Annotated in this window: 24 protein-coding genes; 15 read left to right on the top strand and 9 right to left on the bottom strand. The window is 72.0% G+C overall.

Annotated elements, in window-relative coordinates; genetic code table 11:
- Positions 1 to 57: 57 nt before the first annotated feature.
- A complete protein-coding gene (locus tag ACGFIZ_RS26430; protein WP_393423491.1) occupies positions 58 to 723 on the top strand; it encodes a hypothetical protein in 666 nt (221 codons plus the stop codon).
- 292 nt (positions 724 to 1,015) lie between these two features.
- Here ACGFIZ_RS26430 and ACGFIZ_RS26425 read toward each other — a convergent pair whose 3' ends face one another.
- Together ACGFIZ_RS26425 and ACGFIZ_RS26420 are read right to left on the bottom strand one after the other, a co-directional pair.
- Positions 1,016 to 1,630: a DUF1345 domain-containing protein gene (locus ACGFIZ_RS26425; protein WP_393423489.1), complete on the bottom strand. Its 615-nt coding sequence runs from the start codon at positions 1,628 to 1,630 to the stop codon at positions 1,016 to 1,018.
- A gap of 123 nt (positions 1,631 to 1,753) precedes the next feature.
- Positions 1,754 to 2,023, bottom strand: a complete 270-nt coding sequence (locus ACGFIZ_RS26420; RefSeq protein ID WP_393423487.1) for a DUF2795 domain-containing protein — start codon at positions 2,021 to 2,023, stop codon at positions 1,754 to 1,756.
- Positions 2,024 to 2,190: 167 nt separating this feature from the next.
- On the opposite strand from ACGFIZ_RS26420, the gene ACGFIZ_RS26415 reads away from it, so the two are divergent.
- Positions 2,191 to 2,604, top strand: coding sequence for a DUF2267 domain-containing protein (locus ACGFIZ_RS26415; protein WP_393423485.1), 414 nt, complete (start codon positions 2,191 to 2,193; stop codon positions 2,602 to 2,604).
- Between the two features lie 91 nt (positions 2,605 to 2,695).
- Here ACGFIZ_RS26415 and ACGFIZ_RS26410 read toward each other — a convergent pair whose 3' ends face one another.
- On the bottom strand, positions 2,696 to 3,877 hold the full coding sequence (locus ACGFIZ_RS26410) for a CaiB/BaiF CoA transferase family protein (RefSeq protein ID WP_393423483.1): 1,182 nt from the start codon (positions 3,875 to 3,877) through the stop codon (positions 2,696 to 2,698).
- A 79-nt stretch (positions 3,878 to 3,956) separates the two neighbouring features.
- Between ACGFIZ_RS26410 and ACGFIZ_RS26405 the strand changes: the two genes are divergently transcribed.
- The 6 genes from ACGFIZ_RS26405 (at position 3,957) to ACGFIZ_RS26380 (ending at position 9,352) form a co-directional block, all read left to right on the top strand.
- Entirely contained in the window at positions 3,957 to 5,132 is a 1,176-nt protein-coding gene (locus ACGFIZ_RS26405; protein ID WP_393423481.1) for a glycosyltransferase family 4 protein, read from the top strand.
- Positions 5,133 to 5,135: 3 nt separating this feature from the next.
- Positions 5,136 to 6,272 (top strand): glycosyltransferase family 9 protein, encoded by a 1,137-nt coding sequence (locus ACGFIZ_RS26400; protein WP_393423480.1) that lies wholly within the window; start codon positions 5,136 to 5,138, stop codon positions 6,270 to 6,272.
- Between the two features lie 264 nt (positions 6,273 to 6,536).
- Positions 6,537 to 7,547, top strand: a complete 1,011-nt coding sequence (locus tag ACGFIZ_RS26395; protein WP_393423478.1) for a TerC family protein — start codon at positions 6,537 to 6,539, stop codon at positions 7,545 to 7,547.
- Between the two features lie 57 nt (positions 7,548 to 7,604).
- Complete coding sequence (locus ACGFIZ_RS26390) at positions 7,605 to 8,204, top strand: sulfite oxidase-like oxidoreductase (protein WP_393423476.1); 600 nt, start codon at positions 7,605 to 7,607, stop codon at positions 8,202 to 8,204.
- 109 nt (positions 8,205 to 8,313) lie between these two features.
- Positions 8,314 to 9,048 carry a ferredoxin reductase gene (locus ACGFIZ_RS26385; protein WP_393423474.1) on the top strand — a complete coding sequence of 245 codons (735 nt, stop codon included), beginning with the start codon at positions 8,314 to 8,316 and terminating at the stop codon, positions 9,046 to 9,048.
- A 10-nt stretch (positions 9,049 to 9,058) separates the two neighbouring features.
- The gene (locus ACGFIZ_RS26380; protein ID WP_393423472.1) at positions 9,059 to 9,352 is read left to right on the top strand and encodes a DUF6510 family protein; all 294 of its coding nucleotides are present in this window, start codon (positions 9,059 to 9,061) and stop codon (positions 9,350 to 9,352) included.
- A 23-nt stretch (positions 9,353 to 9,375) separates the two neighbouring features.
- On the opposite strand, the gene ACGFIZ_RS26375 is transcribed toward ACGFIZ_RS26380, so the two are convergent.
- Entirely contained in the window at positions 9,376 to 9,681 is a 306-nt protein-coding gene (locus tag ACGFIZ_RS26375) for a septum formation family protein (protein ID WP_393423510.1), read from the bottom strand.
- On the opposite strand from ACGFIZ_RS26375, the gene ACGFIZ_RS26370 reads away from it, so the two are divergent.
- Positions 9,655 to 9,963 carry a hypothetical protein gene (locus ACGFIZ_RS26370; RefSeq protein ID WP_393423470.1) on the top strand — a complete coding sequence of 103 codons (309 nt, stop codon included), beginning with the start codon at positions 9,655 to 9,657 and terminating at the stop codon, positions 9,961 to 9,963. The two genes, ACGFIZ_RS26375 and ACGFIZ_RS26370, sit on opposite strands and share 27 nt — an antisense overlap.
- Positions 9,964 to 10,103: 140 nt before the next feature.
- Here the strand turns inward: ACGFIZ_RS26370 and ACGFIZ_RS26365 are convergent, their stop codons facing one another.
- From ACGFIZ_RS26365 to ACGFIZ_RS26345, 5 genes are all read right to left on the bottom strand, one after another.
- Entirely contained in the window at positions 10,104 to 11,174 is a 1,071-nt protein-coding gene (locus ACGFIZ_RS26365) for an ABC transporter permease (protein WP_347671882.1), read from the bottom strand.
- Positions 11,175 to 11,176: 2 nt separating this feature from the next.
- Positions 11,177 to 12,196 (bottom strand): ABC transporter permease, encoded by a 1,020-nt coding sequence (locus ACGFIZ_RS26360; protein ID WP_347671881.1) that lies wholly within the window; start codon positions 12,194 to 12,196, stop codon positions 11,177 to 11,179.
- The gene (locus ACGFIZ_RS26355) at positions 12,193 to 13,752 is read right to left on the bottom strand and encodes a sugar ABC transporter ATP-binding protein (protein WP_347671880.1); all 1,560 of its coding nucleotides are present in this window, start codon (positions 13,750 to 13,752) and stop codon (positions 12,193 to 12,195) included. Before ACGFIZ_RS26355 ends, ACGFIZ_RS26360 begins: the two co-directional genes overlap by 4 nt.
- Positions 13,753 to 13,827: 75 nt before the next feature.
- Positions 13,828 to 14,826, bottom strand: coding sequence for an ABC transporter substrate-binding protein (locus tag ACGFIZ_RS26350; protein WP_393423467.1), 999 nt, complete (start codon positions 14,824 to 14,826; stop codon positions 13,828 to 13,830).
- A 39-nt stretch (positions 14,827 to 14,865) separates the two neighbouring features.
- Positions 14,866 to 16,377, bottom strand: coding sequence for an alpha-N-arabinofuranosidase (locus ACGFIZ_RS26345; RefSeq protein WP_393423465.1), 1,512 nt, complete (start codon positions 16,375 to 16,377; stop codon positions 14,866 to 14,868).
- 1,823 nt (positions 16,378 to 18,200) lie between these two features.
- On the opposite strand from ACGFIZ_RS26345, the gene ACGFIZ_RS26340 reads away from it, so the two are divergent.
- The 6 genes from ACGFIZ_RS26340 to araA are packed head-to-tail and all read left to right on the top strand — an operon-like array spanning position 18,201 to position 24,575.
- Positions 18,201 to 18,626, top strand: coding sequence for a hypothetical protein (locus ACGFIZ_RS26340; RefSeq protein WP_393423464.1), 426 nt, complete (start codon positions 18,201 to 18,203; stop codon positions 18,624 to 18,626).
- 22 nt (positions 18,627 to 18,648) lie between these two features.
- Entirely contained in the window at positions 18,649 to 19,662 is a 1,014-nt protein-coding gene (yjfF, locus tag ACGFIZ_RS26335) for a galactofuranose ABC transporter, permease protein YjfF (protein WP_393423462.1), read from the top strand.
- Entirely contained in the window at positions 19,659 to 20,681 is a 1,023-nt protein-coding gene (locus ACGFIZ_RS26330; RefSeq protein ID WP_393423460.1) for a LacI family DNA-binding transcriptional regulator, read from the top strand. Before yjfF ends, ACGFIZ_RS26330 begins: the two co-directional genes overlap by 4 nt.
- Positions 20,678 to 22,354, top strand: a complete 1,677-nt coding sequence (gene araB, locus ACGFIZ_RS26325) for a ribulokinase (protein WP_393423458.1) — start codon at positions 20,678 to 20,680, stop codon at positions 22,352 to 22,354. Before ACGFIZ_RS26330 ends, araB begins: the two co-directional genes overlap by 4 nt.
- Positions 22,355 to 22,356: 2 nt before the next feature.
- Positions 22,357 to 23,034, top strand: coding sequence for an L-ribulose-5-phosphate 4-epimerase (locus ACGFIZ_RS26320; protein ID WP_347669430.1), 678 nt, complete (start codon positions 22,357 to 22,359; stop codon positions 23,032 to 23,034).
- 29 nt (positions 23,035 to 23,063) lie between these two features.
- Complete coding sequence (gene araA / locus ACGFIZ_RS26315; RefSeq protein ID WP_393423456.1) at positions 23,064 to 24,575, top strand: L-arabinose isomerase; 1,512 nt, start codon at positions 23,064 to 23,066, stop codon at positions 24,573 to 24,575.
- Positions 24,576 to 24,586: the final 11 nt, after the last annotated feature.

Genomic DNA, 24,586 nt, shown 5'->3' with positions numbered 1-24,586 from the left:
ACGTCCTGGGCCGACCGCCGGCAGGAGTGACGGGCGGCGCCGCGGGTAGTCGCGGGCATGCCGACCAGTGCGATCTCCAGCATCGAGGACAAGAAGCGCCTGGTACGCCGGCTCGCCGGCAGCGGGCGCGGTTTCGCCGAGCAGTACGGCTTCCCGGTCACCAACAACCCGTCGAGCCTGTTTCAGTTGCTCGTCCTGTCGGTCCTGCTGGCCCGCCGGGGCGACTTCCGGCGGGCGGTGGACGCCGCAGCGGCCCTGCGCGACGCCGGCTGGGACAGCGCCGCCCGGCTGGCCCGGTCGCTGCACGCCGACCGGGTGCGGGTGCTGCGCGAGGCCGGGCAGCGTGGCGACGTGGGGGCGCTCGCCGACACCCTCGGCGACCTGGCCCGGACCGTCGTGGACCGGTACCGGGGCGACCTGCGCCGGTTGCGCGGCTCCGGGCACTACGACCCGGCGGGCGAGCGGGCGCTGCTGGCGGAGCTGCCCGGGGTGAGCGCCGAGGCGACGGAGCTGTTCCTGCGCGAGGTGCAGGCGCTGTGGCGGGAGGTCGCCCCGGTGGCGGACCGCAAGGCCCTCGCCGCCGCACGCCGGCTGGGCCTCGGGCGCTCCGCGCGTGATCTGGCCGGTCTGGCCGGCAGCGGGGAGTCCGAGCGGCTGGCCTGGCTGGTCGGCGCGCTCGCCCGGGTGGAGCTGGAGAAGCGGTACGCCGAGCTGACCGGATGATCGTGATCGCGCCCGCAGCTGCCTGAAACTTGACCGTACGGCTGATGCGGACGATAGGATGATCGCAGCAGTCGCGCCCCGCCCGGTTCGGGTGGGCGGCGACGGTCGGCGGTGCGACCCGGTTCGGGTCGCGATCACCGCCAGGGGACAGGCTCCTGTTGGCGCCCTGGTCGCGGTTCGCGGCCCGGGCGCCCGCCTGTCCCCGGCGTCCTGTCGCTGCCTGCCTGGTCCCTCGGTCTCGGGCTCACCGGGCCAGGCCGGCCAGGGCTCACCGGGCCAGGCCGGCCAGGGCTCACCGGGCCAGGCTGGCCAGCAGGTTCACGGTCGCCGCGATGATGATCGCCCCGAACAGGTACGACAGCAGCGAGTGCCGCAGCACGATCGTCCGCATCTCGTTGTTGGTCAGGTCCGTGTCGGAGACCTGGAACGTCATCCCCACGGTGAACGCCAGGTACGCGAAGTCCGAGTAGCGGGGCCGCTCCTCCTGGTGGAACACCGCCCCGCCGTCGGCTCCGGTGTAGTAGACGCGCGCGTACCGGGCCGTGAAGACGGTGTGCACCACCAGCCAGGAGAGCAGCACGCTGACCACGCCCAGCACGCCGTAGGCGGTCTGGAGCAGCCCGGACGGGACTCGGGGCGCGGCGGCCAGCACCACCGCGACCGCGACGAGGCTGGCCAGGCAGGCGTTCAGCAGCAGTACGTCCCGGACGGCCCGGTTCGGGTCCTCGTACACGGCCAGCCGGGCGGTGCGTTGGGCGTCCAGCGGCCACAGCGACCGCCAGACAAGCACCAGCCAGGCCAGCGCCGCCGCGTCCCAGCCGACCAGGGGGCCGAGGACCGGCGAGACCAGGACCGCGGACAGGCCGCCGGCCAGCGCGCCGACGAGCCCCATCACCGTGAGCTGCACCGCCGCCGGGGTGTGCCCGTCCGGCCGGCGGGCAAGGAAGGGCCGCTTCTTGTCGCCCCCGGTATTGTCGCCCCCGGTAGAGGAGGGTTCCCCTCTCTCCGACACTCGTCGACGTACCGGCGCTCAGATGCGGCGCACGTGCTGCGACACGCGCGGGTGCCGGTCCCGGGCCTGCGCCGCGCGCTGCGCCGGGCCGACCTCGGGGGCCGCCTCGATGCCGGCGGACCGCGCCACCTCGTTGCCGTTGGCGTAGTCCACCGGCGGCAGGGCCCGCAACGCCTTCAGCACGTCCGGCGGGGCGCCCTCCCGCTCGGCCTCGCGGAGCACGTCGGCCTTTCCCGCGGGATAGTCCAGGCTGGACAGGTACCGCAGGACCTCGTCGTAGCTCGCCATGGTGTGCGCTCCTCGCGGCTTCTCGCTCCGTCACGACCGGCCGCGGTTACCCGCGCAGGGGCCGCTCACGCCCGGTCGCGGGCCGCGATCTCCGCCGGCCACCGGGGGCGTTTCCGCCCTTTCGGTACGGGTACGCGGGCCGTCCGAGGCAGCGGAAGGAGCGCCGCATGAACTACGACACCTTCATCGACCTGGTGGCCCGGCGGGCGCGGGTGGACTCCGAGCGGGCCGTCGAGCTGACCCGGGCCACGCTGGAGACCCTCGCCGAGCGGCTGACCGGCGGTGAGGTGCTCGACCTCGCGGCGCAGCTGCCCAAGCCGTTGCAGCTGGTGCTGCGGCCCAGCCCGGACACGGAGGCCGCGGACCGGTTCGGTGCGGCCGAGTTCGTCGCCCGGACGGGCCAGCGGGCGGGCCTCGACGAGCGGTCCGCGCGGGGGGCGGTGCAGGCGGTGTTCGTCACCCTGCGCGAGGCGATCACGGGCGGCGAGTTCGACGACGTGGTGGTGCAGCTGCCGCGCGACTACCGGGACATGGTCGAGCCGGCCCTCGCGCCGGGCGCCGCCACCATGCGCCGCGCCTGACGCCCAGGGCCGGCGGGACCGGGGGAGGTCGCGGGGCCGCCGGGCGACCGACCCCTGCCCACCCGCCAGGCCACCGACCCCGGCCGGCCTGTCAGGCCACCGACCCCTCGGCGCGCAGGGCGGCGATCCGGTCGGCGGTGAGGCCCGCCTCGGCCAGCACCTCGGCGGTGTGCTCGCCGGCGTGCGGCGGCGGCCGGCGCAGCGCCGTCGGGGTGCCGGAGAACCGGGGCGCGGGGGCCGGCTGGGTCGCCCCGGCGTGCTCCACGAACACCCCCCGGGCCGCCAGGTGCGGGTGCCGCGGGGCCTCCGCCCAGTCCAGCACCGGCGCGACGCAGGCGTCCGAGGAGCCGAGCAGCGTCGTCCACTCGTCGCGGGTACGGGTGCGGAACAGCCGCCCCCACGCCTCGCGCAGCGCCGGCCAGTTCGCCGGGTCGTTGCGGTCGGGCGCCTCGTCGCCGGGCAGCGGGAAGCCCGTACGCCGCACCAGCTCGTCGTAGAAGCGGGGCTCCAGCGCGCCGACGGCGAGATGCCGGCCGTCGGCGCACTCGTACGTGTCGTAGAACGGTGCGCCGCCGTCGAGCAGGTTCACCCCGCGCGGGTCCTGCCACATGCCGGTCCGGCGCAGCGCGTGGATCATCGTGGACAGCACGGCGACACCGTCCACGATGGCCGCGTCGACGACCTGGCCCCGGGCCCCGCCGGCGACGGCGTACAGGGCGGAGACGACGCCCAGGGCGAGCATCATCCCGCCGCCGCCGAAGTCGCCGAGCAGGTTCAGCGGTGGCACCGGGCGCTCCCCGGCGCGGCCGATGCCGTGCAGCGCCCCGGTCAGCGCGATGTAGTCGATGTCGTGGCCGGCGTACGGGGCGTTCGGGCCGTCCTGCCCCCAGCCGGTCATCCGCCCGTACACCAGGCGGGGGTTGACCGCCAGGCAGTCGGCCGGGCCGAGGCCGAGCCGCTCGGTGACCCCGGGGCGGAAGCCCTCGACCAGCGCGTCCGCGCCGGCGACCAGGGCCAGCACCGCCTCCCGGCCGCCGGCCGACTTCAGGTCCACGGCCACCGAGCGGCGGCCCCGGTTCAGCAGGTCGGGGTGCGGCGTGCCGAACGCCGTCGGGTCCACGTCGGGGACCCGGTCGACCCGGACCACGTCGGCGCCCAGGTCCGCCAGCATCATCGCCGCGAACGGGCCGGGCCCGATGCCGGCCAGCTCGACCACCCGTACGCCGGCGAGGGGCCCTACGCCGACGCCCGCCTGGATCTCGCGCTCGCTCATCGGTACACCGTAGGCGGCGCGCGTTTGCCTGGTAAGGCCCCGGGAATCCGCCCGCGACGGCGCGAGGCGAGGGGGTGGCGTGGCCGACGAGCGCCCGATCCGGGTGGCCCTGCTGCACGGCCCCGGCCGGCCCGACGCCGACGGGGTCAGCGACTACGTGGCGCGGCTGGCCCGGGCCCTGGCCGAGGCGGGCGTCGACGCCACCGCCGTCGGCGTGTGCCCGGACGGCGGGACGTCGCCCGCCCGGTGGTGGGCGGCCTGCGGCCGGGCGGTCAGGCAGGCCCGCCGGCTGCGGCCCGACGTGGTGCACGTGCAGTTCGCCCCGTCGGCGTACCGGTTCTCCCGCGTCCCCGGCCTGCTGCCGCTGCGGCTGCCCCGGGGCGTCCCGCTGGTCACCACCCTGCACGAGTACGGCGCGTGGGCGGCCCCCGGCTGGCTGCCCGGCCCCCTGTGGTCGATCGTGGAGCGCGGCGGCCGGTGGTGCCGGGAGACCGGCCGGCTCGTGCCGGCCAGTGGCGCCGTCGTCGTCACGAACCCGGCCCACGCCGCCGTGGTGCGCGCCCGCACCGGCCGGGAGCCGGTGCACGTGCCCATCGCCCCGAACGTCACCGACCAGCCGGGGGCGGCCACCGAGGGGCTGCGGCTGCGCGCGGAGCTGGGGCTGGCCGAGGGCGCGCCGCTGCTGGCGTTCTTCGGCTTCGTCCACCCCGTGAAGGGGCTGCGGCACCTGATCGAGGCGCTGCCCGAGCTGCGCCGGACGCACCCCGACCTGCGCCTGCTGGTGGTCGGCGGGTTCACCTCCCAGGCGCTGCCCGAGGCGGAGGCGGCGGCGTACCGGGGCGAGCTGACCGGGCTGGCCCGGCGGTACGGGGTGGCCGACGCGGTGACCTTCACCGGGCACCTGCCGGCCGAGCGGGTCTCCGCCGCGCTGCACGCCGCCGACGTGGTGGTGCTGCCGTTCACCGCCGGGGTGGGCACGAAGAGCGGGGCGCTGCTGGCCGCCCTGGCCCACGGCGTCCCGACCGCGGTGACCGTGCCCGACGGGGAGGACGAGCTGAGCGGCAGCGGCGCGGTGGCGGTGATCCGCGCCCGCCGGGACAGCGCGGAGATCGTCGCCACGCTGCGGCGGCTGCTGTCCGACCCGGTGCTGCGCCGGCGGCTGGCCGAGCGGGGGCGCGCGTTCGTCGCCGCGTACTCCTGGCCGCGGGTGGCCGCCGCGCACCGGGACCTGTACGCGGGGCTGCTGAGGGGGTGACCGGTGGCGGAGACGTACGGCGAGATCCTGGTCGTGGACCTGCTTGGCGGGATCGGCGACCTGCTGATGCTGCTGCCCGCGGTGCACGGCCTGGCCCGCCGTAACCCCCGTGCCCGGCTGCGGGTGCTCACCCACGAGCCCGGGGCGGAGCTGGTCCGCGCGGACCCGGCGGTGACGCACGTGCGTACGCCCCGGCACGGCCGGCCCGGCGCGGAGCGGGAGGCGGTCCTCGACGCCCTCGCCGCCGCCCCGCCGGACCTGGCCGTCACCACCACCCGGTACGACGGCATCCCCGACCTGCTGGAGGCCAGCGGCGCGCGCTGCGTCACCGACCTGTGGCGCCGGCCGCCGCCCGACCAGCCGGTGGGGGAGCGCTACCTGGCGATCCTGCACGCCGAGGGGCTGCTCGACCGGGTCGACGTGACCACCCGGCCGCGCGTGCACCTGCCGGCGGCGGCGCGGGCGGCCGGGGAACGGGCCGTGGCCCGCCTGGTCGGCGAGCCGGCCGCGCCCCCGGTGGTGCTGGTCACCGACGCGGGGATGGCGGTGAAGCGCTGGCCGGCCGGGCGGTGGCGGGACCTGGCCGCCGCGTTGACCCGGCTCGGTCATCCCGTGCTGACCGTCGGAGCCGACCCGGTCGACCCGGTGGCGGTGCCGCTGCCCCGGGGCGACCTGCCCGTCCTGGCCGGCCAGTTCGCGGCCGTCGCCCGGCGCGGCGGGGTGGTGGTGGGGCCGGACACCGGGCCGGTCCGGCTGGCCGCCGCGGCCGGGTCGCCGACGGTGGGCCTGTTCGGCCCGACCGACGCCCGCCGGTACGGCATGGCCGAAGCCCGGGTGGTGGCCGGGGCCGGCACGCTGGCCGGGGCCGGCACGCTGGCCGGGGCGGGCACGCTGGCCGAACCCGGCGTGCCGACCCGGGTCGGCGGGACGGCCGTGAGCGTGGCCTCCGCCGGCGTCGACCTCCAGGGGCTGCCCGAATGTCCCCACCGGCTGCCCACGGCGATCACCGAGCAGCCCTGCTGGTGGCAGGCCCGCTGCCCGCTGGACCCGTCCGGCCCGGCGTGCCTGGCCGACCTCGACGTCGCCGACGTCCTCGCGGCGACCCGGGCGGCGGCCGGTGGCGGCGCGAGCACCGGGTGACGGCCGGGAGATCGACGGTGACGGCCGGGAACGTCGACGGTGACGGCGGGACATCGACGGTGACGGCCGGGGAACGGGCGGTGACGGCCGGGAAGTCGGCTTGGCGACCCGGCGGAGGGTGCCCTAACCTTGGCGCCACGAGGGGAGTACTTCCCACGAACCATTCCGGTCAGTACGGCGCGCCCGGGGCGTGCCCCGGGTGGTTGCCCACGGCTGCGTGGGTGAAGGAGACCTCGAACATGACACGGTGTTCGAGGGGGCTCCATGACCGAATTGTCGTACCTGTCTGCCGCCGAGCTGGCGTCGGTGGGCACGCCCACGCTCTGGGCGGTGACCATCGCGGGCGTGCTCGCCCTGCTGGTCCTGGACTTCCTGGTGACCCGCCGGCCGCACGAGGTCTCGCTCAGGGAGGCGCTCGGCTGGTCGGCGTTCTACATCGCCCTGCCGCTGGCCTTCGGCGGCTGGGTCTGGTCCCGGTACGGCTCCGCGCAGGGCCTGGAGTACCTGACCGGTTACCTGGTGGAGAAGTCGCTCTCCGTCGACAACCTGTTCGTGTTCATGCTGCTGCTGGCCGCGTTCGCGGTGCCGGCCGTGCTCGCCCAGCGGGTGCTGCTCTACGGCATCGCCGGCGCGCTGGTGCTGCGGGCCGTCTTCATCGCCCTCGGCGCGGCGGCGCTCAAGACGCTGGACTTCGCGTTCCTGCTGTTCGGCCTCATCCTCGTCGCCACCGCGGTCAAGCTGCTCCGCGACGCCGTCTCCGGCCACGAGCAGGAGGTCGACATCAACCGGATGCGGTCGGTGCGGCTGCTGCGCCGGTTCATGCCGGTCGTCGACGAGTACCAGGGCACGAGGATGACCGTGCGGCAGGGCGGCCGGCGGGCACTCACCCCGTTCGCCCTGGTGGTGGTCGCGGTGCTCGCCACCGACGTGGTCTTCGCCGTGGACTCGGTGCCGGCGGTCTACGGCATCACCGAGGACCCGTACCTGGTCTTCGCCACCAACGCGTTCGCCCTGCTGGGCCTGCGCGCCCTCTACTTCGTGCTGCACGCCGCGCTGAGCCGCCTCGTGCACCTCAGCTACGGCCTGGCGATCATCCTCGCCTTCATCGGCGTGAAGCTCGGGCTGCACTGGGCGCACGGCGTCTGGCCCGGCGTGCCGCAGATCCCGACGCTCGCCTCGCTCGCCGTCATCATCGGCGTGCTGGTCGTCGTCACCCTCACCAGCCTGCGCGCCACCCGGGAATCCGCATCGCCGGCCATTACCGAAGGCCACTGACGCGCGGTCCGGGCGAACCGGGCCGCCGCGCCCGCCCCGGGGTGGTACGACTGACGGGTGGGAATCGTCACGCCAGGCTTCCAGGGCCGGCCCCGTTCGGCGGAGCCGGCCCTGCCGCCGGGCCAGTACCTGACCGAGGACTTCCCGGTGCTCTCGGCCGGCCCGACGCCGAAGGTGCCGCTGGACACCTGGGAGTTCGTCATCACCACCGAGGCCGGCGACGAGCACCGCTGGTCCTGGGCGGAGTTCACCGCCCTGCCCCAGGACACCCCCACGGTCGACATCCACTGCGTCACCCGCTGGTCGAAGCGGCGGACGAACTGGCAGGGCGTCTCGCTGGACGTGCTGCTCGACGGCGTCGACACCGAGGCGACCTACGCCCTCGCGCACTCGTACGGCGGGTACACCACCAACCTGCCGCTGGCCGACCTGCGCGGCGGGCGGGCGTGGGTGGCCCACCGGTACTCCGGCCGGGACCTGCCGCCGGAGCACGGGGGGCCGGCCCGGCTGCTGGTGCCCCACCTGTACTTCTGGAAGTCCGCGAAGTGGGTGCGCGGCATCCGGCTGAAGACCATGGACGAGCCCGGCTTCTGGGAGACGGCCGGCTACCACGACTACGGTGACCCGTGGCGCGAGCAGCGGTACGCGGGCGACTGACCGGCGGCCGGCGCCGCGCGGGGCGTGGGGCGGCCGCGGGGCGTGGGGCGGCCGCGGGGCGCGGGGCGGCCGTGCGGCGCGGGGCGGCCGTGCGGCGTGGGACGGTCGGGTGAGCGCCCCGTTGACCTGGCGGGTGGCCCGGCTCGTCGAGCGTCGGGTGGAGACCCCCACCGCGCAGACGCTGGTCCTGGACGCGCCGGGCTGGCCGGGGCACCTGCCCGGCCAGCACCTGGACGTCCGGCTCACCGCCGAAGACGGCTACCAGGCCGCCCGGTCGTACTCCCTCGCCGGGCCCGCCGACGGCGACCGGATCGCCCTGACTGTGCAGCGGGTGCCCGACGGCGAGGTGTCGCCGTACCTGATCGACGTGTACGCCCCCGGCGACCCGGTGGAGGTGCGCGGGCCGGTCGGCGGCTGGTTCGTCTGGCGGCCCGGGCAGGACGTCCCCGTGCTGCTCGCCGCCGGCGGATCCGGCGTGGTCCCCCTGATGGCGATGATCCGGGCGCGCCGCTCCGCCGGCAGCCGGGCGCCGTTCCGGCTGCTGTACTCGGTGCGCACACCGGCCGACGTGTTCTACGCCGAGGAGCTGCGCCGCCGCGCCCGCGACGACGAGGGCCTGGACGTGGCGTACGTGTACACCCGCGAGGCGCCGCAGGGGTGGCGCGGCGAGCCGCACCGGGTCGGCCCGGCCGACGTGACCGCCAACGGCTGGCCGCCCGAGGACCAGCCGCTCTGCTACGTCTGCGGGCCGACCGGGTTCGTGGAGACGGTGGCGGACCTGCTGGTCGGCCTCGGCCACCCGCCCGCGCGCATCCGCACCGAACGGTTCGGCCCGACCGGATGAGGGAGACTCGATGACCGACATGTCCTACCTGGACGGGAACGTGCTGGACGGCCCCCTGCGGGAGCTGTTCGCCGTCGACCTGAGCGCCGCCACCGGGCGGTGCGAGTCCTGCGGCACCACCGGCCCGATGGCGGGGATGCGGGTCTACCCGCACGCCCCGGGGCTGGTCGCCCGCTGCCCGGCCTGCACGAACGTGATGCTGCGGCTCGTCCGCGCGCCGGACCGCGCCTGGCTGGACCTGCGCGGCGCGACCTTCCTCCAGGTCCCGATGCCGGCGGACCAGCCGTACCCGCGCCCGCTGTAGCCGGCACCCACCAGGGGCTCGCCTCAGCCCTTCAGCGACCGCGTCCTGACCCGGTCGTCGGACCAGTGGAAGCATCGGATTCCGCGGTCGCCGCGGGCCCACGCCTCGGGCGAGGGCAACCGGTACGTCGTGCCGGCGCCGCGTGCCAGCCCGGCGTTCGGGGTGCCCTTCGTGTACGCGGCGACCACCTCCCGGCAGTGCCGGTGGACCGTGTCCGAGGAGCGGTCGACCTCCTCGTACGTGCCGTACGGCGCCGTCCAGACCCCGACGTACTCGAAGCGGTGCGGCCGGGTGCAGGCGCCTTGTACCGCTGGAACATCCGCAGGCAGCCGGCGAAGGGCCAGCCCACGGCCCAGTCACCGCTGTCCTTCGCCGTGGAACTGGTGCTGGAGCCCGGACGGATCCTCGTCGTGGCGAGCCGCTCGCCCGCGCCGGACGACCGGACCGAGGACCCGTCGGAAGCGGTCCAGCCGGCGCTGGTGGAGCAGAGCATCCGCGCCGCACTGGACCGGGGATGGCAGCCGGACCTGCCAGGCCCGCCGTTCCACCTCAAGCTGCAGCAGTTGCCGGACCTGTTCCCCTGCGGAACCCCGACGGTGGGCCGAACGTGACCTTCGGGCACTCGGATCTGGACTGGTCGGCCGCTGCCGAACGGGCGGTACGCGACTGACGTCGCCTGTCAACGGGCGGCCGGCCATCCATCTGCCAGCCGGTACCGCCATCCGAGTCCTCGCACCGTTTCAGGTCACGGTCATGCTCTCGCCGCCGCGATCTGGTCGCGGATCCGTCGGCGTTGCACACGCTCACCGCGCATGGTGATACCCGCCTGCACGACCATGATCAGCAGCAGGAACAGGCCCCTGACCACGTTCTGCCAGTTGGAGTCGATCGTCAGGGCACCCTGGCCGTTCTCGAAGTTGAGAACCTCGAAGACCGACGCCAGTAGCAGTACCCCGACGAGGCTGGCCGGCACGGATCCCCGACCGCCGGTCAGCAGTGTCCCGCCGAGCACCACCGCCGCGATGACATTCAGTTCCCAGCCGGTCGCCTCGAGCGGGTTGCCGGATGTCGTCTTGGCGGTCAGGAACGCACCGGCCAGCCCGGCGAGCGTGCCGGTGATCAGAAAGGCCGCGAACCTGCTGCGTGCCACCCGCAACCCCATCAACTCGGCAGCCAACCGGTTCCCCCCGATCGCCAGGATGTGACGACCGAAGGCGCGGAAGGAGTAGGCCACCCAGGCCACCAGGAACACCGCGAGGAGCACCAGGAACGGGTACGGGACGACCTCGCCGAGCGACCCGTCGTAGAAGGCGACCAGTTGCGTGCCGAAGTCGACCGGGACCTTGTCGTTCCCGGACAGGATGAGGGCGAGCCCCTTCAGGGCGAGCAGGGCCGCCAACGTGACGATGAACGACGGTAGTTCGAGTAGGGCGATGAGGGCCCCGTTGACCGCCCCGACGACGAGGCCCACCGCGACCGCTCCCGCGAGGGTGACCACCAGCCCGTGCGGGGCCAGCATCGCCGCCACGATGCTGGCCAGGACCGTGGTACCCGCCACCGAGAGGTCGATCTCCCCGAGCGAGATGACGAAGGTCATCCCGACGGCGATGAGGCCGATGCAGACGACGTCGGTCGACGACAGGAACGCCTTCACGTGGAAGGGGCTGTAGAACCGGTCGTACCGGAGGGCCGCGAACACCAGGACGGCGACGAGGACGACGAGCGCCCCGTGCCGCGGTCCGTCGAACTGAAAGGATCCCGTGATCCTGGCCAGCCCGCCGGGCCGGGCCGCATCCCGACCGGGCACTTCGGATGTCTTCATGGTCAGACCCGCCTCCGTCGCTGCACCGCCACCGCCGCGACGATGACCGCCGCCTGCACGAGATTCGCTACTTCCTTCGGGATGTCGTGCCGGATGAGGGTGTAGGCCAGCAGCTGCATCAACGCGGCACCACCCACCGTTGCGAGCACCCGGGCGTTGCCGCCGGTCAGCCGCGTCCCGCCGATTGCGACCGCCGCGATCACAGGGAACTCGATGCCCAGGCCGAGGTTGGCGGCGTCGACCGTTCCGTTCACGGCCACACTCAGCAGCCCGGCCAGCCCGGCCAGCGCCCCGCCGACGGTGTAGACGAGGTACTTCACGCGCCGCACGGGCACGCCGGCGAGGTGTGCGGACCGTTCGTTGCCGCCGGTCGCGATCACGTACCGGCCGAACGTCGTGAGCCGCACCACCACGACGGTGAGGACGACGACGATAACCATGATCAGGGCCTGGATCGGCAGACCGGCGACCTGTCCCCGACCCAGCAGGAGCAACTCGGGGTTCTCGAACGTGAACAACCGCCCGTTCGTCATGACCCGGGCGATTCCCCTGCCGGCTATCAGCAGGACCAGGGTGGCGACGATGGCCTGGATCCGCAGGTGCGCGACGAGGAAGCCGTTGAACGATCCGAACAGGGCGGCCGCCAGCATGCCGACGGCGACGATCAGGACGACGCCCGACCAGCCGCTCTGGAACACCGCGGTGTCCGACAGCAACAGGTACCCGCTCGCGGCACCGGCGACGGCCATCAGTGACCCGACGGAGAGGTCGATCCCGCCGGTTGCCATGATCATGGTCATCCCCATCGCGGCGATGACGATCGTCGCCATCTGCGTGAGGTTCACCTGGAGGGTGGACAGGGTCAGGAAGTCGTCGGTCAGGACGACGTTGGCGAGCACGAGCAGGGCGAGGGCGATCCAGACCCCGTGTCTCTGGCCGATCGCCCGCGCCGGGTGCCGGCGTTGGGGGCCGGCTGCCGGTGGGGCGTCGACTGCCCGTGCCTCCGTGGCGACTGAGCTCATGACAGGTCGTCTCCCGGGTCGGAAGGACGCGCGTCAGGCGCCTCGCCGGACGCCATGGCCCGCATGATCGCGTCCTGGGTGAGGCCTTCGGTCTGGTGGTGCGCCACCGTCTCGCCGTCGCGGAGCACGTAGACCCGCTCGCTGCCTTCGAGGATCTCCTCCATCTCGGAGGAGATCAGCAGCACGCCACGGCCGTCGTTCACCGAGTCGGAGACCAGGCGCTGGATCTCGGCCTTCGCGCCGACATCCACCCCGCGCGTCGGTTCGTCGAGGATCAGCAGGTCCGGATCCAGTACGAGTGATCTGGCGAGCAGCACCTTCTGCTGGTTCCCCCCGGACAGGTCGGACACCGGCTGGTCCACGCTGGCGGTCTTGATGCCGAGCCGGCGGACGCTCTCCGCGACGACCGCCCGTTCCCTGCGGCGGTTGATGAACCCGAACCTCGACAACCTGGGCAGGAGAGAGAGGGTGATGTTCTCCCGCACCGACATTCCCGCCACGATGCCTTCCGTCTTCCGGTCTTCCGGGGTCAGCGCGATCCCGGACCTGATCGCGTCTGCCGGTGAGGTCGGCGCGGCGGCAGCGGCGGAGCCGGCGGTCACCTGACCGTGGTCCACCTTGCGGGCTCCGAAGATCGACTCGGCGAGTTCGCTGCGCCCGGAGCCGAGGAGCCCCGCCAACCCCACGATCTCTCCCGCGCGTACCTCGATCGTCGCCCCACGCAGTGCCGGCCAGCTCGACAGGGCCTTCGTGGTGAGAACCGGATCGCCCACCGCGCGCTGTTCCCGGTGGAACGCGGTCTGCCCGGCCGCGCGCACGTCCTGCGGATCGCGGCCGAGCATCGCGGCGACCAGGTCGATCCGGCTCATCTCGGCGAGCCGGGACTCGGCGACGGTCCGGCCGTCCCGCAGGACGGTGATACGGTCGCACACCGCGTAGAGTTCGTCGAGCTTGTGGCTGACGAAGACCACAGCCACGCCGTCCGCCGTCAGCTGACCGATGACCTCGAACAGCTTCCGCACCTCGCGGTCGTGCAGGGAGGACGTCGGCTCGTCCATGATGATGAGCCGGCTGTCGAACGACAGCGCCCGGGCGATGGCGACCATCTGCTGGGTCGCCGTGCTGAAGGTCTCCAGCGGGCGTGCTGCGTTGACGTGCACGCCGATCCGGGAAAGCAGCTCCTCCGTCTCGCTGACCATCCGGCGGCGGTCGACGATCCCGAGTCGGCGCGGTTCCCGGCCGAGGAACACGTTCTCCGCCACGGTCCGTTGCGGGACCAGGTTGATCTCCTGGTAGATCGGGCTGATCCCGGCCCGCTGCGCCTCGTACGGCGAGCCGAACCCGACGTCGGCCCCGTCGAAGCGAATGCTGCCGCCATCCCGGCTGTAGACGCCCGTGAGCACCTTGAGCAGGGTCGACTTGCCAGCGCCGTTCTGGCCGATGAGCGCGTGCGCCTCTCCCCGGCCCACCCGCAGCCGTGCCCCCCGCAGTGCTGGGACACCGGCGAAGCTCTTGTGAATGTCCTGCATGTCAAGGATCATGTCGTCCGTCGTCATGTGCCTCTCCCGGGGTGGCGTCGCCGGTGACGGGCGGGCGCGGTCGGTCCCGCCCGTCACCGGGCGCGAATGTGGTCAGTAGGCGTTCGGCAGCGCGGTGGCGGCGTTGCTCGCGTCGAAGAAGGCGTCGTCGTTCACCATCGTGGTCTCGACCTTCTCGCCCCGGCCGTAGGCTTCGAGCACGTCGAACGCCTTGGGACCGAAGCGGGGGTTGCACTCCACGGTCGCGCCGAGCTTGCCGTCGATGATCGCCTGCAGTGCTTCCTTCTGCCCGTCGATCGAGACGACCGTGACGTCCTTGCCGGGCCGCCGACCGGCTGCCTCCAGCGCGGTGATCGCCCCAAGGGCCATCTCGTCGTTGTGCGCGAACACCACGGTGGCCTCCGGGTGCTGCTGGATCATCGCCTCCATCTTCTGGCGGCCCTTGTCCCGGACGAAGTCGCCGTCCTGGGTCGCGACGATCTCCAGTTCGGTGCCCTTGACAGCCTCCCGGAACCCCTCGGCGCGGTCCTTGGCCGCGCTCGAACCGGTGGTGCCGGACAGCTCCAGGATCTTGCCCTTGCCGCCGGCCGCCTTGACGAGCCACTCGCCCGCCTTGCGGCCCTCCGCGACGAAGTCCGAACCGATGAAGGTGACGTAGTCCCGCCCCGCCTGCGCGACACTGCTGTCCACGCTCCGGTCGATCAGGAACACCGGGATGCCCGCGTCGCGCGCCTTGATGACGGCTCGTGCCAGGGGTCCCTCCTCGCGTGGCGTGATCAGGATCGCGTCGACACCCTGGGCGATCAGCGACTCCACGTCCTGGACCTGCTTGGCGGTCTGACCCTGCGCGTCGGTGAAGACGATCTTGTGGCCGCGCTTCTGTGCCTCGTCCTGGATGGACCTGGCCAGCGCGAGGGTCCACGGGTGGTCGGACTGCTGCGCCGCGAAGCCGACGGTGTAGGAGTTTTTCTGCTTCAGCTTCGGTGGTCCGGAACCGGCGTCGGCGGAGGCGTCGCCGGAACCTCCACCGCCACATGCGCCGAGAGCCAGCGCCGCGGTCGCGAAGACCGCGGCGATTTTGAACTTGGACATGGTGTTCCTCTCTATGCCGCGTCGTTGGGAAAGGCCGGGTCAGGCGGGCTCGGTCGGTAGGCGGAACACCGTGATCGAGCACGGCGGGAAGGCGTACCGGAAGGAGCCGCCTGAGACGTGCGCCACCGATTCCACGGGGGTCACGTCGTCCGGTCGGTCGAAGTCGTTGGTTGCTCGTGGGTCGCTGTGCCGCAGCGTCGTCACCTGCCCGGCCCCCGCGACGACGACGTCACGCAACTCGACGTCCGCGGTGATCTCCTCGTCCGGTGAACGGTTGACCACCGACAGGGTGAGCGTGGACTTGTCGGGGTCCCGGGTGGCCGCGACGTCCAGGACCTGGAACGGGTTCATGTCGGCAACCGGCTGCGGCCACAGCCAGTGCATGTTCTCCGGGCTCTCCACGAGGTCGTGGGTGGGTCCGTCGACGAAGGTGTCCAGCGCGACCGACTGGGTGTGCTCGGAGAGCATCCGGAACGGGTGGTAGATCGTCTGGAGGAACATCCCGTCGGGACGGGTGAAGATCGGCGCGATGACGTTGACCATCTGCGCGAGATTGGCCATGCCGACCGTCCGGCAATGCCGGACGAAGATGTTCAGGTACGTGGCGACCGCGAGCGCGTCCGAGTGGTCGTACCGCTCCTCCAGCGGTGGCTGGTCGGAGGGCTCGTACACCCCTTCCGTGTACCGGTACCACACGTTCCACTCGTCATAGGCGACCTTGATCTCGTGGCTGAGCTTCTTGCGGTAGGTGACGCCGTCGATCAGCGCGCGCATGGCGCGCAGCGACCGCTCCGCCTGGTGGGGGGCGAGCACGTTCACCCAGTAGTCGGACGACCCGGTGTAGATGTGGATCGAGTGGTAGTCGACGAGGTCCGCGAGACCCTCCAGGACCACCCGGTCCCACTCGCTCCATCCGTTCTGCCCGCAGGAGACGAGCCGGATGGAGCGGTCCGTACGCTTCATCACGTTGGCGAACTGGCGTGCCCTGCTCACGTACTCCTCGGCGGTGAGCTGGCCGACCTGGTAGTCGCCATACATCTCGTTGCCGAGGGCCCACAACTTCACGCCGTAGGGTTCCTCGCGGCCGTTCTCCCGGCGCTTGTTGGCCCAGTACGTGTCCTTGGTGCCGTTGCAGTACTCGACCCATGCCTGCGCTTCGCTGAACGTGCCGGAGCCCATGTTGACGCAGAGGTACGGCTCGTATCCCTCTCGCTCGCACCACCGCAGGAACTCGTCGGTACCGACAAGATTCGGCTCGGTGAGAAACCACGCCAACTCGAGCCGCTTCGGCCGTTTCTCAGCCGGGCCGATCCCGTCCGTCCACTGGTAGTTCGAGGCGAAGTTTCCGCCCGGCCACCGGAGCACCGGCGGGTTCAATGCCTTCAGGGCCGCGGCGACGTCGCGGCGGAATCCGGTCTCATCGTCGAAAGGGGACCCGGGATCGTACAGCCCGCCGTAGATGCACCGACCGAGGTGTTCCACGAAACCGCTGAAGATCTTCCGGTCCACGGTGCCGATCGCGCGGTCCGCGTCGACCCTGATGCGCGCCATTCCTGCTCCTCGTCATTGGTTGAGATGTACGTGTCCGACAGCCGGTTGGAGTGCCACGGCGAGGGCTTTCACAGTCCGCCGCGCGAGTCGGTGACACAGCGGTCTCGGTCATGCCGTCGCCGAGCGGGGCCAGCCGCGGCGTGCCGGGGTGCTCCGCCTCTGCCCGAAGCGCGTCGCCACGGAGTGCCGGCTGCCGCGTCTACGTGGCATTCCCACCGGGCCGCTCGGGTTCATCTCGACCTGTCCGGCGCGGTGGAGTGGGTGGCAGTGCCGATGGCAGCGGCCGCATCTACCAGAGTCACAGGCCTCCCCGAGGGGGCTAGATGTTAGCGATAACAAAACCAGGTTGCTGCATTGTTAACGCTCACATCTTCTTAGGTCAAGGCCCTGTTCCAACTCGCCCACGAGGTGCCACCATGGTCACCGCCCTACTACCCACCGTACCCAGATAGCCCTCGTCGCGAAGCTGGGCCACCGAGGACACAACCCCCACATCGGTACGGACAACCCGAGCCTTCGGGCTCGCCGCACTGCGCGGCCGAGCCACCACTTCGGGCCCCACCGGGGCGCCGCGACAGATCGCGTGCCCCTACCCGCGTGTACGCGCCACCGCAGAAGACGCGCGTTGCACGCTGCTCCCCAGCCGTCCGGTCATCCGCCACCCCTGCCGGGAGCCCGCATCGTCGTCTTCGGCAAGGCGGCGAGACCGGGAGAACGGTTCGCCCGAGACGCTCGACACGTCACGGTCGAGGAGGGTCGCGCATTTGAGGTCGGGCGATACCGCTACGAGGTAATTGATACCCCGGACCTCCCTGAGCACGACCGGGCAACGGCGGTGGCCCAGCTTGTCGGGTTGGGGACGGAACGCCTGCGACTGCTTCGGGATCTGGACCGGGTTGATGAGCAGTTGCGGCCACGAGTCCAGCAGGCGGTGGCCGCCGGCGTGCCATACCGGCGGATCGCGGAACTGACCGGCTATTCGCGGTCTGCGCTCAGTCGCTGGGGTTCAACTCCAGCCAACCATGATCAACGCGAGACACCTGCGTAGAGAAGTGGGTCACGCCCGCGCCTACGAGCGTGACCCAACCGATTCGAAGGAGTCGAAGCCATGTCGAATCAGCCCACCAGGATTGTGGCACAGTCTGCAGCCGTCAAACAGCACCCGCAGAAGGACCAGACCGCGCGTTCTGGCTGGTTACACGTGACCGACATCCCACCGGAGCTGACCACTGGAGAGCCGTGTGTCAGGGTAACCGACCAGCACGGTTCGGGAAGAGGCCGACAGAAAAGGACCCACACCATGGGCACCTCGCTGGCGGCCCGCTTCACTCGGCGGGCGGGGACGAGGAAACCGACGGCCGAAATGCTGCACGGCGTCTCGTTCGGCGACCCGCCGGACGATCCACCGTTCCACGTCGCCGGCGCTGGCGGTGCCCTCACTCTTCGCTGCCCCGGCAGCCGGCCGATCGCTGGATCCCCGCAAGGCTCACCTCTCGTGGCGTCTTTCCATGGCCCCACTCGAACTGAGCGCGGACTTACGGGGAGTGACCGTCGCACGGTGAGAGACGGATGGTCGCGGGGAAGGGTGTGGTTGAGACCGTGAAGTGAGCGTTAACACGTACGCGTGTGAGCGCCAACATACGCACGGATCCCGATCATGTCAACGCTTCTCCCTGCTGCGACATCTGCCGTCGACAAGAAGAACATCAGGGGTTGACGTGGCCGGATGTTAGCGCTCACACTTCTGCGTCAGATGGGCTGCGAAGCCGGGGACCGGTCGCACGGGAGGGCACACATGGCGTCAGAAAGTTGGAGGAAGTCCGATGTCGAAGAAGTTCCTCGCGGCCGTCGCCGGCGTGGTGCTGGCCGCCGGCCCGGTCGGGTGCGGTGGTGATCTCCGACCGGATGACGGTGTTGCGCAACGGCCGTCTGGTGGGGAGTACCACACCGCCGAGCTCAGCCGGCTCGAGTTGGTCTCGCTCATGATCGGACGGGAGTTCGGCGCCTTGGCGGAGGTGGAGCGGCTCGCCGAACAGGCCGGCGAGGAAGCCGCCACCGTTCCCGTGCTGCGGGCCACCGGAATCGGCCGCAAGGGCTCGGCCGCGCCGCTCGACCTGCAGATCAACCGGGGTGAGGTGCACCCAAGGCGCGGGCCGCCCTGCTGCGCCGCACCCGGCGACGGCACGCGCCCCCGAATCCCGACGCCGAGCCCGCGGCCCGACCGAACCCGCGGAACCAGACCCCGATGATGGTGGAGAAGGTGGCCCAGCCATGACGACCTCAGCAACGCCCGTCAAGGGCAGGGTCCCGCTCAGGGCGCTTTCGGGCCGGCGGTCGATTCCCGGCCGGGTCGTCCCGGTGGTCGCCACGTTCGTGCTGTTCGCGCTCCTCTTCGGGGTCGGCACCGCCCGCTACGACGGGTTCCTGTCCGGTCAGGTCGTGGCCAACCTGTTCATCGACAACGCCTTCCTCATCGTCCTGGCCGTCGGCATGACCTTCGTCATCATCACGGGGGGCATCGACCTGTCGGTGGGCGCGGTGGTGGCGCTGTCCACGATGGTGGCCGCCGCCGGTCTGCGGGCCGGGCTTCCGGCGCCGCTCGTGGTGCTGCTGGTGCTGGCCATGGGATCGACGTTCGGCCTGCTCATGGGCCTGGTCATCCACCACTTCGAGATCCAGCCGTTCATCGTCACACCGGCCGGCATGTTCCTCGCCCGGGGACTGTGCTTCGTCGTCGGCGTGGAGTCGATCTCGATCAAGGACCAGACCTTCCGCACCTTCGCCACCGCCGCGATCCCGCTGTCCGGCACCGTCTCGATCACCTGGAGCGTGGTGATCGCCCTGGCCGTCGTGGCGGTGGCGGTCTGGGTCCTGCACCGCACCCGGTTCGGACGCACGGCGTACGCGGTCGGCGGCAACGAGAACTCGGCGATGCTCATGGGCCTGCCGGTCGCCAGGGTCAAGGTCGGCGTCTACGTCATCAGCGGCCTTTGTTCCGCGATCGCCGGGCTCCTGTTCGCCCTCTACATGCTCTCCGGCTACGGCCTGCACGCCGTCGGCATGGAACTGGACGCCATCGCCTCCGCCGTCATCGGGGGCACGCTGCTCTCCGGCGGCGTCGGTTACGTCCTCGGCTCGCTGCTCGGCGTCCTCGTCCTGGGTGTCATCCAGACACTGATCTCGTTCCAAGGCACGCTGAGTTCATGGTGGACAAAGATCGCGATCGGAACCCTGCTGCTCCTCTTCATCGTGATGCAGCGGGTCTTCATGCGGAGGCGGCCGTGACGGCGGCCGCGGCCAAGGCGCCGGTGATGGCCGACGTCGCCCGTCTGGCGGGCGTGTCGCACCAGACGGTGTCCCGGGTGATCAACGGGTCGCCCAGCATCAAGCCGGAGACGCGGGAACGGGTGCTCCAGGCCATCGACCGGCTCGGCTACCGTCCCAACACCGCCGCCCGCGCGCTGGTGCGCGGCCGCTCCGGGATCATCGGCATCATCGGTACCGCCCGGACGCTGTTCGGCCCGACCAGCATCCACCGGAGCGTCGAGGACGCGGCCCGCGCCGCCGGCTACTTCGCCACCTCGGTGAACCTCACCGAGGTGACCCGGCGGGCGCTCAGCGACGCCACCGAGCACCTCATGCGTGTCGGCGTGGAGGGCATCGTCATGATCGCCGGGCACGACGAGGCGCTCGAGGTGGTGCGTACGCAGCGCTCCCAGGTCCCGTTCGTGGTGGTGGAGGGGGACCTGTCGAAGGCGTCCCGCACCGTCGGGGTGGACCAGGTGCTCGGCGCCCGAATGGCTACCGAGCACCTGCTGGGACTCGGACACCGCGAGATCGTGCACGTGAGCGGTCCGCTCAACTGGGCGGAGGCCCGCGCCCGGGTCGAGGGCTGGCGCCTGGCGATGAGCGCGGCGGGCCTGCGCCCGGCCGAGCCGGTTCGGGGCGACTGGAGCTCCGAGAGCGGGTACGTCGCCGGGCTGCGGATCAGCGCAATGCCCGAGACGACCGCGGTGTTCGCCGCCAACGACCAGATGGCGATCGGGGTGCTCCGCGCACTGCACGAGTCCGGCCGGAGGGTGCCGGAGGACATCTCCGTCGTCGGGTTCGACGACGTCCCCGAGGCGCCCTACCTCATCCCGCCGCTGACCACGATCCAGCAGGACTTCGACGCCGTCGGTCGCCGGGCGATCGAGGTCGTCACGCAGGCGATCCAGGGCGGGGAACTCCAGCCCTCGCCGTTGGTCACCCCCAAGCTCGTGGTGCGTGGGAGCACCGCGCCACCGACAAGGACCAGCACATGAGCAACGACAGGTACGTGGTGGGCGTCGACTTCGGCACCCTGTCGGGCCGGGCCCTCGTGGTCCGGGTCTCCGACGGCGCCGAGCTGGGCTCGGCCGTGCACGAGTACCCGCACGCCGTGCTGACCGACGCCCTCCCCTCCGGCCCGGCGCTGCCCCCTGAGTGGGCACTGCAGGTGCCCCAGGACTACCGCGAGGTCCTGCGGGTGGCGGTGCCGTCGGCGGTACGGCGGGCGGGGATCGACCCGGCCGACGTCATCGGTATCGCCACCGACTTCACCGCCTGCACCGTGCTGCCGACCACGGCCGACGGCACGCCGCTGTGCGAGCTGCCGGCGTACGCCCACCGGCCGCACTCCTACGTCAAGCTGTGGCGGCACCACGCCGCCCAGGGACAGGCCGACCGCATCAACGAGCTGGCCCGCCGCCGCGGGGAGGCATGGCTGCCGCGCTACGGCGGGCTGATCTCCTCGGAGTGGGAGTTCGCCAAGGCGCTGCAGGTCCTCGAAGAGGATCCCGAGGTGTACGCCGCGACCGAACGCTGGGTGGAGGCCGCGGACTGGATCGTGTGGCAGCTGTGCGGCAGGTACGTCCGCAACGCGTGCACCGCCGGCTACAAGGGCATCCTCCAGGACGGGACGTACCCCACTCCGGAGTTCCTCGCCGTGCTCAACCCCGGCTTCGCGCGCTTCGTCGTCGACAAGCTTGAGCACCCGATCGGCCAGCTCGGTGAGGCGGCCGGCCGGCTCACCGCGCAGGCGGCCGCCTGGACGGGCCTGCCCGAGGGCATCGCGGTGGCCGTCGGCAACGTCGACGCCCACGTCACCGCGCCCGCGGCCCAGGCCACCGAGCCCGGCCAGCTGGTGGCGATCATGGGCACCTCCACCTGCCACGTCATGTCCAGCACCGTGCTGCGCGAGGTGCCGGGCATGTGCGGCGTCGTGGACGGCGGGATCATCCCCGGGCTCTGGGGCTACGAGGCCGGCCAGTCCGGGGTGGGCGACATCTTCGGTTGGTTCACCCGCACGGGCGTGCCCGCGGCGTACGCGGCCGAGGCGCAGGAGCGCGGCTTCTCGGTGCACGAACTGCTCACCGAGCGGGCCGCCGGCCAGGCGGTAGGTGAGCACGGGCTCATCGCCCTCGACTGGCACAGCGGCAACCGGTCGGTCCTCGTCGACCACGAGCTGTCCGGGGTCGTCGTCGGGCAGACGCTGGCGACCCGCCCGGAGGACACCTACCGCGCGCTGCTCGAGGCCACCGCATTCGGCACCCGGGTCATCCTAGAGACGTTCCGGGACAGCGGCGTACCGGTCGAAGAGCTCATCGTCGCCGGCGGCCTGACCAAAAACCGCCTGCTCATGCAGATCTACGCCGACGTGACCCGGATGCCGCTGTCGGTCCTCGGTTCCGAGCAGGGGCCCGCGCTCGGCTCGGCGATCCACGCCGCGGTCGCCGCCGGCGCCCACCCCGGCATCACGACCGCGGCCAAGGCCATGGGCCGGGTCACCCGGGCCGCGTACCTGCCCGACGAGGAACGAGCAGCGGCCTACGACGCACTGTTCGCCGAGTACCTGGCGCTCCACGACTACTTCGGCCGGGGTGCGAACCCGGTCATGAAGCGACTCAAGGAGATCCGCCGTTCCGCGATGGCCACCGCCGGCCGGAAGGAGAGCTGACCGTGACCGTTCTGACCGACGTCGACGCGACGATCCGGCACCTGCGCGAGGAGGTGTGCCGGCTGCACGTCGAGCTGACGCACTACGAGCTCGTGGTGTGGACCGCCGGCAACGTGTCGGCCCGTGTGCCCGACCGGGACCTCATGGTCATCAAGCCCAGCGGCGTGCCGTACGACCAGCTCACCCCGGACAACATGGTCGTCTGCGACCTGTCCGGCCGGGTCGTCGACGGCAACCGCGCGCCGTCGTCCGACACCGACGCCCAGGCGTACGTCTACCGCCACATGCCGCACGTCGGCGGTGTCGTGCACACCCACTCGACCTACGCCACCGCCTGGGCATCGCGCGGGGAACCCATCCCGTGCGTGCTGACGATGATGGCCGACGAGTTCGGTGGCGACATCCCCGTCGGCCCGTTCGCGCTCATCGGCGACGATTCCATCGGGCGCGGGATCGTCCAGACCCTCTCGCAGAGCCGCTCGCCGGCGGTACTCATGCGCAACCACGGCGTCTTCAGCATCGGACCGACGGCCCGGGCAGCGGTCAAGGCCGCCGTCATGTGTGAGGACGTGGCCCGCACCGTCCACATCGCCCGGCAACTGGGCCAGCCGCTGCCCATCGCCGAGCACGAGATCGACTCGCTCTACGACCGCTACCAGAACGTCTACGGGCAGCGCTGACCCGCCCGAGCCACCCGAGGAGACCACCCATGCCTGCTGACCCCCAGAACGCCCCCGAGCTGTGGTTCCTGACCGGCAGCCAGCACCTGTACGGCGAGGACACCCTGCGCCAGGTGGCTGAGCAGTCGCAGGCCATCGCCAAGCAGCTCGACGCCAGCAGCCTGCTGCCCGCCAAGGTGGTCTGGCAGCCGGTCCTCGCCGACCCGGCTGCCATCCACGCCCGGGTGCTGGAGGCAAACGCGGCGACGCGCTGCATCGGCGTCATCACCTGGATGCACACGTTCTCCCCGGCGAAGATGTGGATCGCGGGCATGGACGCCCTGCGCAAGCCGATGCTGCACCTGCACACCCAGGCCGGCGCGGAACTTCCCTGGTCCACCATCGACATGGACTTCATGAACCTCAACCAGGCAGCCCACGGCGACCGCGAGTTCGGCTACCTCACCGCCCGGCTCGGCGTGGCCCGCAAGGTCGTCGCCGGGCACGTCAGCAACCCCGTCGTGGTGGAGCGGGTCGCCGCCTGGGCGCGCGCCGCCCTCGGCGCGCACGAGCTGCGGACGCTACGGTTGGCCCGGTTCGGCGACAACATGCGCGACGTGGCCGTCACCGAAGGGGACAAGGTCGAGGCGCAGTTGCGGTTCGGGGTCTCCGTCAACACGTACGGCGTGAACGAGCTGGTAAAGGTCGTCGACGACATCCCCGACGCGGAGATCGACGACCTGGTCGAGCAGTACCTCGACGCCTACGACGTGGCGGCCGAGCTGTGCCCGGGCGGGGACCGCCACGAGTCCCTGCGCTACGGCGCCCGGATCGAGGCGGGCCTGCGGGCTTTCCTCTCCGACGGCGGCTTCCAGGCGTTCACGACCAACTTCGAGGACCTCGGCGGCCTGCGCCAGCTTCCCGGCCTCGCCGTGCAGCGGCTGATGGCCGATGGTTACGGCTTCGGCGGCGAGGGCGACTGGAAGACCTCGGTCATGCTCCGCACCACCAAGGTCATGGAAGCCGGCCGTCCCGGCGGCACGAGCTTCATGGAGGACTACACCTACCACCTGGTGCCCGGGCAGGAGAAGATCCTCGGCGCCCACATGCTCGAGGTCTGCCCCAGCATCGCCGGACGCAGGCCGACCCTCGAGATCCACCCCCTCGGCATCGGCAACCGGGAGGACCCGGTGCGCCTGCGCTTCACTGCCGCCCCCGGCCCCGCCGTGGTGGTGGGCATCAGCGACCTGGGAGACCGCTTCCGCCTCACCCTCAACGAGGTCGACGTCGTCGAGCCCGAGGAGGCACTGCCCAGGCTTCCGGTCGCGTGCGCCCTGTGGGAGCCGCTACCCACCCTGTCGACCTCGGCCGAGTGCTGGCTGCTCGCCGGCGGCCCGCACCACACCGTCCTGTCGAAGGCGGTCGGCACGCCGGAGTTCCGCGAACTGGCCGAGATGCTGCGTACGGAGCTCGTGGTCATCGACGCGGACGCCACGCCGGAGAGGCTCCAGCGGGAACTCCGGTGGAGCGGCGCCTACCACCGCCTTGCCGCGCGGCTGTAACCCCAGCGCGC

This window comes from Micromonospora sp. NPDC048830, assembly GCF_043198215.1.
Classification (GTDB): domain Bacteria; phylum Actinomycetota; class Actinomycetes; order Mycobacteriales; family Micromonosporaceae; genus Micromonospora.
Note: the sequence above shows the minus strand (reverse complement) of the source record. Positions and strands in the feature narration are given on the sequence as shown.